At 71.3% G+C, this 11,995-nt stretch carries 12 protein-coding genes; 4 read left to right on the top strand and 8 right to left on the bottom strand.

The window, feature by feature from the left end; translation table 11 throughout:
* Positions 1–103: 103 nt before the first annotated feature.
* Together TAE01_RS01440 and TAE01_RS01435 are read right to left on the bottom strand one after the other, a co-directional pair.
* Positions 104–811 carry a response regulator gene (locus TAE01_RS01440; RefSeq protein ID WP_147062626.1) on the bottom strand — a complete coding sequence of 236 codons (708 nt, stop codon included), beginning with the start codon at positions 809–811 and terminating at the stop codon, positions 104–106.
* Positions 808–2,043, bottom strand: coding sequence for a sensor histidine kinase (locus TAE01_RS01435; protein WP_147062625.1), 1,236 nt, complete (start codon positions 2,041–2,043; stop codon positions 808–810). Before TAE01_RS01435 ends, TAE01_RS01440 begins: the two co-directional genes overlap by 4 nt.
* A gap of 198 nt (positions 2,044–2,241) precedes the next feature.
* Here TAE01_RS01435 and TAE01_RS01430 point away from each other — a divergent pair, with 198 nt between their 5' ends.
* On the top strand, positions 2,242–3,141 hold the full coding sequence (locus TAE01_RS01430; RefSeq protein ID WP_147062622.1) for an ABC transporter ATP-binding protein: 900 nt from the start codon (positions 2,242–2,244) through the stop codon (positions 3,139–3,141).
* The gene (locus tag TAE01_RS01425) at positions 3,138–3,989 is read left to right on the top strand and encodes an ABC transporter permease subunit (RefSeq protein ID WP_147062620.1); all 852 of its coding nucleotides are present in this window, start codon (positions 3,138–3,140) and stop codon (positions 3,987–3,989) included. Before TAE01_RS01430 ends, TAE01_RS01425 begins: the two co-directional genes overlap by 4 nt.
* Before the next feature lie 83 nt (positions 3,990–4,072).
* Here the strand turns inward: TAE01_RS01425 and TAE01_RS01420 are convergent, their stop codons facing one another.
* Positions 4,073–5,659, bottom strand: a complete 1,587-nt coding sequence (locus tag TAE01_RS01420) for a catalase (protein ID WP_246111065.1) — start codon at positions 5,657–5,659, stop codon at positions 4,073–4,075.
* Between the two features lie 78 nt (positions 5,660–5,737).
* Here TAE01_RS01420 and TAE01_RS01415 point away from each other — a divergent pair, with 78 nt between their 5' ends.
* Positions 5,738–6,265, top strand: coding sequence for a hypothetical protein (locus TAE01_RS01415; RefSeq protein WP_147062618.1), 528 nt, complete (start codon positions 5,738–5,740; stop codon positions 6,263–6,265).
* 84 nt (positions 6,266–6,349) lie between these two features.
* Complete coding sequence (gene serS, locus TAE01_RS01410) at positions 6,350–7,675, top strand: serine--tRNA ligase (RefSeq protein WP_147062616.1); 1,326 nt, start codon at positions 6,350–6,352, stop codon at positions 7,673–7,675.
* Positions 7,676–7,762: 87 nt separating this feature from the next.
* Here the strand turns inward: serS and TAE01_RS01405 are convergent, their stop codons facing one another.
* From TAE01_RS01405 to TAE01_RS01385, 5 genes are all read right to left on the bottom strand, one after another.
* Positions 7,763–8,854: a Gfo/Idh/MocA family protein gene (locus tag TAE01_RS01405; RefSeq protein ID WP_246111064.1), complete on the bottom strand. Its 1,092-nt coding sequence runs from the start codon at positions 8,852–8,854 to the stop codon at positions 7,763–7,765.
* 26 nt (positions 8,855–8,880) lie between these two features.
* Positions 8,881–9,621: a GntR family transcriptional regulator gene (locus tag TAE01_RS01400; protein ID WP_147062614.1), complete on the bottom strand. Its 741-nt coding sequence runs from the start codon at positions 9,619–9,621 to the stop codon at positions 8,881–8,883.
* 66 nt (positions 9,622–9,687) lie between these two features.
* Positions 9,688–10,101: a universal stress protein gene (locus TAE01_RS01395; RefSeq protein WP_147062613.1), complete on the bottom strand. Its 414-nt coding sequence runs from the start codon at positions 10,099–10,101 to the stop codon at positions 9,688–9,690.
* 13 nt (positions 10,102–10,114) lie between these two features.
* A complete protein-coding gene (locus TAE01_RS01390; protein WP_147062611.1) occupies positions 10,115–10,930 on the bottom strand; it encodes an ATP-binding cassette domain-containing protein in 816 nt (271 codons plus the stop codon).
* A gap of 1 nt (position 10,931) precedes the next feature.
* Positions 10,932–11,993, bottom strand: coding sequence for an ABC transporter permease (locus tag TAE01_RS01385; RefSeq protein ID WP_147062609.1), 1,062 nt, complete (start codon positions 11,991–11,993; stop codon positions 10,932–10,934).
* Positions 11,994–11,995 lie beyond the last annotated feature (2 nt).

Genomic DNA, 11,995 nt, shown 5'->3' with positions numbered 1-11,995 from the left:
TGGGTGTCCGGGGCGCCTCAGGTCCGCCGGGGCGGGGTTGTGGTGGCCGCGTGGGTGTCCGGGGCGCGTCTGGTCCGCCCGGGCGGGGTTGTGGTGGCGTGGCTCAGGGGAGGGCGGCATCGTGGACGACGATGGCGATCTGGACCCGGTTGTCGGCGCCGAGCTTGTCGAGCACGCGCGAGACGTGCGCCTTGACGGTCGGCACCGACAGGTACAGCTCGCGCGAGATGTCGGCGTTGGACAGGCCCCGCCCGATGGCGAGGGCCACCTCGCGCTCGCGGTCGGTCAGCATCGCGAGCCGGCTCTCGGCGTCGGTCCGGCGCCGGTCTGCGGGGTCGACGCCCCCACCCGTGGCGACGTGCGCCATGAGCGTGGCGGTGACGCTGGGGGAGAGGATCGGCTCGCCCGCGGCGACGAGCCGCACGGCCTCGACGAGCCGGTGCGGCTCGGTGTCCTTGAGCAGGAAGCCGTGCGCCCCGGCCCGGAGCGCCTGCACGACCATGTCGTCGGCGTCGAACGTCGTCAGGACGATGACCTTGAGGTCACCGCCGCGAGCGCCGCGGTCGGCCCGCGCCCCTTGGGACAGCAGCGATCTCGTCGTCTCGAGGCCGTCGCGGCGGGGCATGCGGATGTCCATGAGCACGACGTCGGGACGGTGCTCCTCGACGGCCCGCTCGGCCTCGACCCCGTCACCGGCCTCGGCCACGACCTCGAGGTCGCTCGCGCCGCCGAGGATCATCCTCAGCCCGGCGCGCACCAGGGCGTCGTCGTCGACGATGGCCACCCGCGTGCGCCCCTGCTCCCCGGTCACCGGGACCACGGTAGCCGAGCCGTCAGCACGAAGTCGCCGGCCCGGTCGGGCCCGTAGGTCAGCTCACCCCCGGCGAGGACGGCGCGCTCCGTGAGCCCGAGCAGTCCCAGCCCGGATCCGACCGTGACGTCGGGGCGTATGCCGTCCGCTGCGTCGGTGCGCGGGCGGGGGACGGTGTTGCGCAGCGTGATCCGGACCGCCTCGTCGTCGAGGCCGCCGTCGGCCGATGTCGCCACGGTGACGTGGACGGACGCTCCGGGGGCGTGCTTGCGAGCGTTGGTCAGGCCCTCCTGGACGATGCGGTAGGCGCTGCGCGACACCTGCTCGGGCACGGCCTCGAGGACGCCGGAGCGGTCGAGCGAGACGGTCGTGTCTGCCGACCGTGCCTCGTCCACGAGAGCGTCGAGGTCGCCCAGCGTCGGCTGCGGCGGCTCGGGCGAGCCGTCCGCGGGGGCGTCGACGCCGGGCACGTCGCGGAGCACCCCGAGCACGGCCCGCAGCTCGGTGAGGGCGTGGTTGGCGCTCTCGCGGACGACCTCGGCCGTCTCGGAGACCTGCTCCGGGGTGAGGTCGGTGCGATAGGCGAGAGCGCCGGAGTGCATGGCCACCAAGGAGATCCGGTGGGCCAGCACGTCGTGCATCTCGCGGGCGATGCGGGCCCGCTCGGCCACCTGCGCCTGCACGACGCGCATGGCCTGCTCGCGCTCGGCCGTGAGGGCCCGCTCGTGGAGCGAGGCGACGAAGGCGCGGCGTTCGCCGATGGCCCAGCCGACGGCGACGCTGACGGCGAGGCTGAGCAGGCCGATGATGACGTTGGGCAGCGTGATCGCCTGGTCCTCGGTGGGATAGACGAGCGCGTGTCCCCAGCCGGCGAGCATCCACGGCACGGCGACGACGGCGATCTCTCTCCACCGCCGCCTCGTCGAGAGGGACACCAGGGCGAGCACGGACGCGCCGACGGCGACCGACGACAGGCCCGAGAGCAGCGCCGTCGCGAGAGCCACGGCGAGCGGCCAGCGGCGCCGCCACAGCAGCAGCACGGCCCCGCCGACACCGACGGCGAGGTCGACGAGCAGCCAGTCCTTGCCGAACGTCGGGTCCAGGTGTCGCTGGTCGAGCTGTGCCTGCACGGCGCCCCAGATCGCGAGCCCGAACAGGAAGGACAGCCCGAGCCGCCAGCTCTCGCCCCACACGTGGCCGCTCCGGGTGCGGGCGACACGCGGCAGGGGCACCCGGTCAGCCTAGGCGCGGACGGGGCGGGACGGCATACGACCAAGGTCTGCTCCCGCACCGTCCTCGGGGCCGACCCTGAGCACGGACCCTGAGCACGGACCCTGACTGCGGTCAGGGTCGTCTACGACCTAGGTAGGGGTCGGAATCAGGCTTGTGACGGATGTGCGGCCCCACCTGGCTCCGGGAGGGTGGAGCCCATGATCACAGTGGAACGACTCACCAAGCGCTACGGCCCGTTCACGGCCGTCGACGACGTCTCGTTCGAGGTCAAGCCCGGCCTCGTCACCGGCTTCCTCGGGCCGAACGGTGCCGGCAAGACGACCGCGATGCGCGTCATGGCCGGCCTGACCCCCGCCACGTCGGGGCGCGCCACGGTGCTCGGCAAGCCGTATGCCGCCCTGCCGAACCCGGGTCGCCACGTCGGCCTGCTCCTCGACGCCTCCGCGCAGCACGCCGGCCGCACCGGCCGCGAGGTGCTGACCCTCGGCGCCATCCTCATGGGCGTCGGCAAGCACCGCGTCGACGAGATGGTCGAGCTCGTGGGCCTCACCGAGAAGGAGGCGAACCGGCGGGTGCGCAACTACTCCCTCGGCATGCGCCAGCGCCTCGGCATCGCCCACGCGCTGCTCGGTGACCCCGAGGTGCTCATCCTCGACGAGCCGGCCAACGGACTCGACCCCGCGGGCATCCGCTGGATGCGCGACCTGTTGCGCGGCTACGCCAACGAGGGCGGCACGGTGCTGCTCAGCTCGCACCTGCTGGGCGAGATCGAGCGCGTCGCCGACGAGATCATCGTCATCGGCCACGGCACGATCGTCGCCCAGGGCACGAAGGACGAGCTCCTCGCCGGGGCCGGCACCTACGCGCGCTCCACCGACGACGACGCCCTCCTGGCGGCGCTCGCCGAGGCCTCGATCGTCGCGCAGCGCACCCCGACCGGCGGCCTGCAGGTCGAGGCCGAGCCGATCGTCGTCGGCCGCGTCGCCGTCGCCCACCAGATCGTCCTGACCGAGCTGCGCGGCGCCGACAGCCGGGGCCTCGAGGAGATGTTCCTCGACCTCACGGCCGACGCCGCACGAGAGGAGGTGGCGGCATGACCGCCACGACCACGACACCGCTTCCCGCCGGGGCGCCCGTCTCCAAGAACGCCGAGTCGGCCCTGCCGACCCATGCCAAGGTGCCGAGCCGGATCGACGGACCGCGCCCCACGACGGGCGTGCCCTTCGGGAGGCTCGTCCACGTCGAGCTGCGCAAGATGCTCGACACCCGTGCCGGTCGCTGGCTCCTCATCGGCATCGGCGCCATCATCGCGATCGCGCTGACGATCATGTTCTTCAACCGGGGCGGCCAGCACGCGTTCGGCGAGTACCTCCAGGCGACGACCATGCCGATGGCGCTCATCCTCCCGGTCGTCGGCATCCTCGCCGTGACCTCCGAGTGGAGCCAGCGCACCGGACTCGTCACCTTCGGGCTCGAGCCGCGCCGCATGCGCATCGCCTGGGCCAAGCTGCTCTCGGCGCTCGTCGTCGGCGTCTGCGCCTTCGCGCTGTCCCTCGTGCTCGCCGCCCTGGCCCACCAGGCCGCGATCACCTTCCGCGGCATCGACGGTGACTGGTCGACGGAGGCCCTCGTGCTCCTCGGCGCCGGCGGCTACGTGCTGCTCGGCATCGCCCAGGGCGTCGGCTTCGGCATGCTCTTCAAGAACACCCCGGCCGCGGTCGTCGTCTTCTTCGTCCTGCCGACCGCGTGGTCGATCCTCTCCTCGATGGTCTCGTGGCTGGGCGACGCCGCGACGTGGCTCGACATGAACCAGACGATGCAGCCGCTCTTCTCCGGCTCGCTGACCGGTGAGCAGTGGGCGCACCTCGGCACCTCGGTCGCGGTCTGGGTCGTCGCGCCTCTCGCCGTCGGCATCTGGCGGCTCACCCGCGCCGAGGTGAAGTAGCCGCACCACGAACGAGAGGTATGCCGTGTGCCTGACGGGGGCACACGGCATACCTCTTCGTGGTGCTGGGGCGAAGAGCCCGCTCAGCTGGCGGCGTTCGTCCTCGACTCGACGATCGGCTCCGTGACGACCTTGGCGTCGTCGGCGTCGCCGCCGGGGTTCGCGCCGCCGAGGCCGGCGCGGACGAGCTCCTCGATCTGCTTGCCCGTCTCGGCGTCGACGCTCTTCCAGTAGTCGAAGGCGCGCTCGAGCACCGGCGACCTCACGCCGCCGAGCAGGTGGCCTGCGACGGTCTCGGTGAACGCCTCTCGCTGCGCGTCGTCCCAGACCTCCCGAACGAGCAGGCCCGCCTGGCTGAAGTCGTCGTCGTCCTCGCGCAGCGTGTAGGCCTGGCGCACCATGGCGCCGTCGGTCTCCCAGCCCTCCTCGACCTCACCGACGGTGTCGGCGTAGCCGCGGCCCTCGCTGTTCGGTGCGTAGACGGGCTGGTCGCCGTGGTGGTCGTAGGCCATCGGGCCGTCCTGCGTGTAGGTGTTGAGGCCCTCGACGCGGGGACGGTTGACCGGCAGCTGGAGGTAGTTCGGGCCGATGCGGTAGCGGTGCGTGTCGCTGTAGGCGAAGACACGGCCGAGCAGCATCTTGTCCGGTGAGAAGCCGATGCCCGGCACCGTGGCCGACGGCTCGAAGGCCGCCTGCTCGATCTGGGCGAAGAAGTTGTCGGGGTTGCGGTTCAAGGTCATCGTGCCGACCGGGATGAGGGGGTAGTCGCTGTGCGGCCACACCTTCGTCAGGTCGAACGGGTTGAGGTGGTAGGTCTTCGCGTCCTCGTAGGGCATCGCCTGGATCGACAGCGTCCAGCTCGGGAAGTCGCCCGCCTCGATGGCGTCGTGGAGGTCACGGCGGTGGTGGTCGGCGTCCTGCCCGGCGATGCGCTCGGCCTCGGCGCCGGTCAGGCCCTCGACGCCCTGGTTGCTGTGGAAGTGGTACTTCACCCAGTGCTTCTCGCCGGCCTCGTTGATCCAGAGGAAGGTGTGGCTGCCGTAGCCGTTCATGTGGCGGAAGGTCTTCGGGATGCCGCGGTCACCCATGAGGTAGGTGACCTGGTGCGCCGACTCGGGGTTGAGGCTCCAGAAGTCCCACTGCATGTGGTTGTCCCGCAGGCCCGAGCCGCCACGACGCTTCTGGCTGCGGATGAAGTGCGGGAACTTCATCGTGTCGCGGATGAAGAAGACGGGCGTGTTGTTGCCGACGAGGTCGTAGTTGCCCTCGGTCGTGTAGAACTTCAGCGCGAAGCCGCGGGGGTCGCGCCACGTGTCGGGGCTGCCCTGCTCGCCGGCGACGGTCGAGAAGCGCGCGAGCATCTCGGTGCTGACGCCCTTCTGGAAGAGCGCGGCCTTGGTGTAGGCCGACACGTCCTCGGTCGTCTCGAACGTGCCGAAGGCGCCCGAGCCCTTGGCGTGGACGTTGCGCTCCGGGATGCGCTCCCGGTTGAAGTGCGCCATCTGGTTGAGGAAGTGGTGGTCGTGCAGCAGGATCGGGCCGTCCGGGCCGACCGTCAGCGAGTTGCGGTCGCTCGGTGCCGGGGCCCCGGTCTCGGTGTGGGAGCCGAGCTCGGCCTCCGGGCTCGGTGCGGTCTCGATCGACTGGCGGGACTGCGTGCTGTCGCTCATCTGGTGCTCCTTCGACGTCTGTACCGGGGCCATACCCACTCGACCGCCATCGGCTGGGAACACGCCTAGAGTCGGCATGTGCGAAGCATCCGTGGCGTGGTCGTGGCGCTGCTCGTGCTCGTCCCGGGGTCGGTCGTGGCCGGGTGCACGAGCGGCGGCGCCGAGCCCGTCGCGCCCACGGGCGCCGGGTCGGCCCTGAGCGCCACCCCCGACGTCTCCCTCACCCCTGTCGACCCCGGGCCGCCGCCCGTCGTCCGGGTGCCGGCGCCGATCGCCGGCGAGGTGGCCCGGGTCGTCGTCACGAGGCAGGGTGCGGGCAAGGCGTTCCGCAACGTGGCGGGCGTGCCGGTGGTCGAGGGCCGCACCTACACCGTCGAGGTGGCGTGCGCGGCCGGTCGCCCGACGGACGGCACGAGCTATGCCGTCTACGACGCGGCGCCGGGCACGTGGGGTCACGGCGAGCCGCTCTACTCCCGGCCGTTCCCCTGCGACGGGGCGGTCCAGCGCACCGTCCACCTCGGCCTGCCGGCCGGGCGGGTCCAGATCGACGTCCGTGGCCTCCCCGAGGACGCCGTGACGGCATACGCCCTCATCCGCCCCGAGTGAACCGGGCGGGCCGGACCCCGTGGCCCGGCCGTCACGGCGGATCTCGGTCGTGGGGCGCAGGGCCGCGCGGATAGGCTGGCCCGCGTGATCGACATCAAGCTCGTGCGCGACGAACCCGACCGGGTCCGCGCCTCGCAACAGGCCCGTGGTGAGGACCCGGGGATCGTGGACGCGATCCTCGCTGCCGACGAGCGCCGTCGATCGTCCCTCGGCGAGTTCGAGAAGCTGCGCGCCGAGCAGAAGACCATCAGCAAGTCGGTCGGTGCCGCCATGGGCGCCTTCCAGAAGGCGAAGAAGTCGGGCGCGCCCGATGCCGACCACCTCGAGAAGGTGGCGCACGAGGCTCGGGTGCACGCCGGCACGCTGAGCGAGCAGGTCAAGGCACTCGAGAGCGACGCCGACGAGGCGGGGGCCGAGCTCGGCCGGCTGCTGCGCCGGGTCGGCAACGTCATCATCAACGGCGTCCCGGTCGGTGGTGAGGACGACTACGTCGTGCTCGAGACCGTCGGCACGCCGCGCGACTTCGCGGCCGAGGGCTTCGAGCCGCTCGACCACCTCGCGCTCGGCGAGAAGCTCGGCGCGATCGACATGGAGCGTGGCGCCAAGGTCGGCGGTGCACGCTTCTACTACCTCACCGGCGTGGGCGCGATGCTCGAGCTGGCGCTGCTCAACATGGCGATGGCCCAGGCCACCGCAGCCGGCTTCACGCCGATGATCACCCCGACGCTCGCGCGCCCGGAGATCATGGTCGGCGCCGGCTTCATGGACGCGCACGCCGACGAGGTCTACCGCCTCGAGGCCGACGACCTCTACCTCACCGGCACCTCGGAGGTCGCCCTCGCCGGCTACCACTCGGACGAGATCATCGACCTCACGGCCGGACCGAAGAGGTATGCCGGGTGGTCGGCCTGCTACCGCCGTGAGGCCGGGTCGCACGGCAAGGACACCCGCGGCATCATCCGCGTGCACCAGTTCCACAAGGTCGAGATGTTCAGCTACTGCCGTCCCGAGGACGCCGAGGCCGAGCACCAGCGGCTGCTGGCGTGGGAGCGCGAGATGCTCGCCAAGATCGAGGTGCCCTACCGCATCATCGACACGGCGGCCGGTGACCTCGGTGGTCCCGCGGCCCGAAAGTTCGACTGCGAGGCGTGGGTGCCGACGCAGGGCAAGTTCCGCGAGCTGACCTCGACGTCGAACTGCACGACGTACCAGGCCCGCCGGCTGAACACGCGTGAGCGCGACCCGAACGGCTCGGGCACCCGCGCCGTCGCCACGCTCAACGGCACGCTCGGCACGACGCGTTGGCTCGTCGCGATCCTCGAGAACCACCAGCAGGCGGACGGCTCGGTCCGTGTGCCCGAGGCGCTGCGCCCCTTCCTCGGCAAGGACGTCCTGACCCCCGTCGCCTGACCGTCGGGTGCGCCCGTCGCCACCCCCGCTCCCTCACCTCCACCACGTCGAGTGGGCACTTCGTCGCAGTCTGTGCACAGCCGGCGGTCAACAACCCGCAGCACCGTGCCCACTCGACGTGTTGGGGGTGGGGGCCGGGGTCGGGGCGTAGGTGACGCCGAGCTGGCGGGTGACCTCGTCGAGGGCGGCGAGGTTGGTCCGGGCCGCCGCGGCGGGGTGCAGCGGGGACTCGAGCAGGCCCTCGCCGACGCAGTGGGCGACCTCGAGCGCGGAGTGGAAGAGGGCGCCGTGGCCGATGGGCTCGGGGTCGGTCCACGTCACCGAGCGTGATCCGTCGGCCGAGGTGACGACGACGTCGCCGGGCACGAAGAACGGACCGGGCAGGGTCAGCGTGGCCGCCGTGCCCGCGATCGTGGCAGCCGTGGGCGTACGCGTGAGCAGCGTCGAGTGGAGCACGCTCGTCGCGTCGCCGGCGTGGGTCAGCACCATCGCGGCCTGGCCGTTGACGCCGGTGCCGGTCATCTCGCCCGTCGCCTGCACCGTGGTCGCCGGTCCGAGGGCCCAGGTCGCGAGCGTCGTGACGTAGGTGCCGAGGTCGAGGAGCGAGCCCCCGGCCAGGGCCGGGTCGAGGATCCGGTGCGGCCACTCGAAGTGCTCACCGTGGTCGGCCAGGACGGTGCGCACGTCGCCGAGCAGCCCGGCGTCGAGCACCTGCCGCACGACGTCGAAGCGCGGCAGGAGGAGCGTCCACATCGCCTCCATGCAGAAGACGCCTGCGCGTGCGGCCGCGTCCGAGATCGCCTGCGCCTCAGCGGCGTTCAGGCCCAGCGGCTTCTCGACGAGCACGTGCTTGCCGGCTCCCACCGCGAGCAGCGCCCCCGCCAGATGGAGGTGGTGGGGCGTCGCGACGTAGACGACGTCGACCTCCGCGTCCGCCACGAGCGCCTCGGCGGAGGCATGGGCGCGCGCGATGCCGAGCGACGCCGCGAACGCGTCGGCCGAGGCCTGGGTCCGAGACCCGACGGCCACGACCTGCTGCGTCGTCGAGGCCTGCAACGACGCGACGAAGCGAGAGGCGATCCAGCCGGTGCCGAGCACGCCCCAGCGCAGGCTCGGCACGGACGAGGGCCGTGGACGGCGCGGCCCGGGAAGGGCGTCGGGCAGCGAAGGGATCGACACGGCATACCTTCTCGGGTCGGGAGGGGTCAGCGCTCGTCGAGCATGACCTCGATGGAGTAGTCCTGGGCGCGGTAGCAGTGGTCGCCGTACTCGACGGGCCCACCGACGGAGTCGAACGCGGTGCGCGACATCGTCAGGACCGGCTGCGACGGGGTGAGGTTCAGGTGCTTGCGCTCGGCCGCCGACGGAGGACGGGCCCCGATGCGCTGGTGCGCGACGACCGGCTTGCCGCCCCGCGCTCGCAGCAGCGCGTAGAGGCCGTCGCGCTCGAGGTCCTCGCGGCTGATGTCGGAGTAGGCGGGCGGCAGCCAGTTGCGCAGGATCGCGAGCGGCCGGTCGCCGTCGAGGCGGAGGCGGACGAGCTTGAGCAGGGGGGTGTCGGCCGGCAGCCCCAGGGCCGCCGCCGCCACCTCGTCACACGTCACCTCGTGCGTCAGCACCTGGGTGCGGGGATCTCCCGACCCCTCGCGCCTCAGGTCGTCGTAGAGGCTCGTCAGCTCGGCGCGCCGGTGGATCTGGCGCCCCGCGACGGTCGTGCCGAGACCGCGCCGCCGCAGCAGCAGCCCCTGGCCGACGAGCTCCTGGATGGCCCGCCGCACCGTCGGCCGGGACAGCCCGAGCCGGTCGGCCATGGCGACCTCGTTCTCGAAGGCGTCACCCGGCTGGAGCTGCCCGCTCGCGATCGCCGCGCTCAGCTGCTGCGCGAGCTGGTGGTAGAGCGGGACCGGCGTCTCGCGGTCGATGCGGACGTCAACGGGGTTGGGCATGACGGCACACTATCGAGACGAGTTGGTCATGACCGAATGTGTTCATGTCAGCACACCATGGCGTCGTCACCGGGGGCTCTTGACCACCAGGATCGGCACGTCGGCGTCGAGGATGATGTTCTGCGCCACGCTCCCGAGGAAGGCCTTCCCCACGGGAGACCGGCGCCGGGCCCCGATGACGAGCACGTCCGGACCGAGGTCGCGCACCGTCGACAGGATGGCCTCCGAGACGTCCGCGATGTCCCGGCCCCCGGGGACGAGGCGCACGTCCCACTGGAGGTCGGGCAGGCACACCGCGTCGAGGGCGTTCTCGACGGCGTCGGAGATCCCTGCCTTGTTGGCCTCGGCGATGTCGTTGTCGAGCGACTCGACGACGTGGATGACGACGAGGTGGGTCCCGCGGTATGCCGCCTGGCGGGCTCCCTCCTGCAGGGCCAGCGCGCTCGAGCTGCGGGTGTGGTGGGCGACGGCGACGCTCATGACGCCACCCCGTTCACTTCTGCAGCTCGTGCGAGAGCTCGGTGAGCTCGTCACCGCCGGCCATCTGGCGGGTGAGCTCGTCGAGACCGACGTCGGCACGCTTCTTGTCGAGCACGGCCTGGCCGAGCTTGAGGATGACGAAGTGGTTGCCGACGAGGTAGGCGTGGTGCGGGTTGTGGGTGATGAAGACGACGCCGAGACCGGCGTCGCGGGCGGCGGCCGTGTACTTGAGCACGACGCCGGACTGCTTGACGCCGAGGGCCGCGGTCGGCTCGTCGAGGATGAGCACGCGCGCGCCGAAGTAGACGGCCCGGGCGATCGCGACGCACTGTCGCTGGCCGCCCGAGAGCGTGCCGATGGGCTGGTTGATGTCCTTGACGACGACGCCCATCTTGCGCAGCTCCTCGTCGGCGATGCGCTTCATGTCGGCGATCCGGAGGGTGGCGAACGGACCCTTGCCGCTCGTCAGCTCGGACCCGAGGAAGAAGTTGCGCCACACCTCCATGAGCGAGACGACGGCGAGGTCCTGGTAGACCGTGGCGATGCCGTGGTCGAGCGACTCGCGCGGAGACCCGAACGAGACCTCCTTGCCGTCGACCTTCATGGTCCCCTCGTTGTGCGGGTGCAGGCCGGCCATGATCTTGATGAGGGTCGACTTGCCGGCGCCGTTGTCGCCGAGCACGCACGTCACCTCTCCGGCACGCACCGTGAGGTTGATGCCCTTGAGGGCGCGGATGGCACCGTAGGTCTTGCCGACGTCCTTCATCTCGATGAGCGGCTCGCCCGAGTGGAGACCCGGGTCCGCGTGCTCGGACAGGGTGTCAGTCATGTCAGCCCACCTTTCGGGCGGTCGAGAGTCGCTTGACGTAGAGGTTGACCATCACGGCGAGCAGGAGCATGACGCCGAGGAAGGCCCGGAACCAGTTGGGGTCCCAACCGGCATACACGATGCAGAGGCTCGTCATGCCGAAGATGAAGGCGCCGATGGCGACACCGATGGCGTTGCCGAAGCCCCCCGTGAGCAGCGTGCCGCCCACGACCGCGGCGATGATGTAGAGGAACTCGTTGCCGATGCCGTTGCCGGCCTGGAGCGTGTCGAACTTGTAGAGCGTGTGCATGCCGATGAACCAGCCGAGGAACGAGACGGTCATGAAGAGGCCGATCTTGACGGCCTTGACCGGGACGCCGACGGCGCGGGCGGAGTCGGCGTTGCCGCCGACCGCGTAGATCCAGTTGCCGATGCGGGTGCGCTGGAGGATGAACGCGGACAGCGCGACGAAGAGGAACCACCAGATGACGGTGATCTCGACGGTGACGCTGCCGATCTTGAAGCTCGAGGCGAAGATCGCGTCGAGCGTCCCGTAGCCGGCCATCTGGTTGATGTTCGGGGTCGAGACCGAGCCCGTGACGAGCTTGGTCACGCCGAGGTTGGCGCCCTGCAGCACGAAGAACGTGCCCAGGGTGATGAGGAAGCTCGGGATGCCGGTCCTCACCACCAGGTAGCCGTTGAGGAAGCCGATGAGCAGGCTGAAGACGAGCGAGAGCACGGCGCCGACGATGAGGTTGATGCCGAGCTGGTAGCAGAACATCGCGTTGACGAGTCCGGCCGTGGTGACGATGACGCCGGCGGAGAGGTCGAACTCGCCGCCGATCATGAGCATCCCCACGGCCACCGCGACGATGCCGATGGTGGAGGACTGGTAGAGCACCGTGAAGAACGACGCGGGCGACCGGAAGGCCGGCGCGACGACGAGGAAGAAGATGAAGATGACGATCGCTGCGACGAGGGCCCCGACCTCGGGCCGGGCCAGCAGGCGGTTCGACCAGCCGAGCGTGACCCGGTTCGACGCCTCTGCCGGCGCCGAGGGGGGCGTCGTGGTGGTTTGACTCATGG

The organism is Terrabacter aerolatus (assembly GCF_007991735.1).
Taxonomy (GTDB): domain Bacteria; phylum Actinomycetota; class Actinomycetes; order Actinomycetales; family Dermatophilaceae; genus Terrabacter; species Terrabacter aerolatus.
Note: the sequence above shows the minus strand (reverse complement) of the source record. Positions and strands in the feature narration are given on the sequence as shown.

Coding starts and splice junctions, on each gene's coding strand:
- TAE01_RS01430 (WP_147062622.1), top strand. CDS start 2,242: ATGATCACAGTGGAACGACTCACCAAGCGCTACGGCCCGTTCACGGCC.
- TAE01_RS01425 (WP_147062620.1), top strand. CDS start 3,138: ATGACCGCCACGACCACGACACCGCTTCCCGCCGGGGCGCCCGTCTCC.
- TAE01_RS01420 (WP_246111065.1), bottom strand. CDS start 5,659: ATGAGCGACAGCACGCAGTCCCGCCAGTCGATCGAGACCGCACCGAGC.
- TAE01_RS01400 (WP_147062614.1), bottom strand. CDS start 9,621: ATGCCCAACCCCGTTGACGTCCGCATCGACCGCGAGACGCCGGTCCCG.
- TAE01_RS01395 (WP_147062613.1), bottom strand. CDS start 10,101: ATGAGCGTCGCCGTCGCCCACCACACCCGCAGCTCGAGCGCGCTGGCC.
- TAE01_RS01390 (WP_147062611.1), bottom strand. CDS start 10,930: ATGACTGACACCCTGTCCGAGCACGCGGACCCGGGTCTCCACTCGGGC.
- TAE01_RS01385 (WP_147062609.1), bottom strand. CDS start 11,993: ATGAGTCAAACCACCACGACGCCCCCCTCGGCGCCGGCAGAGGCGTCG.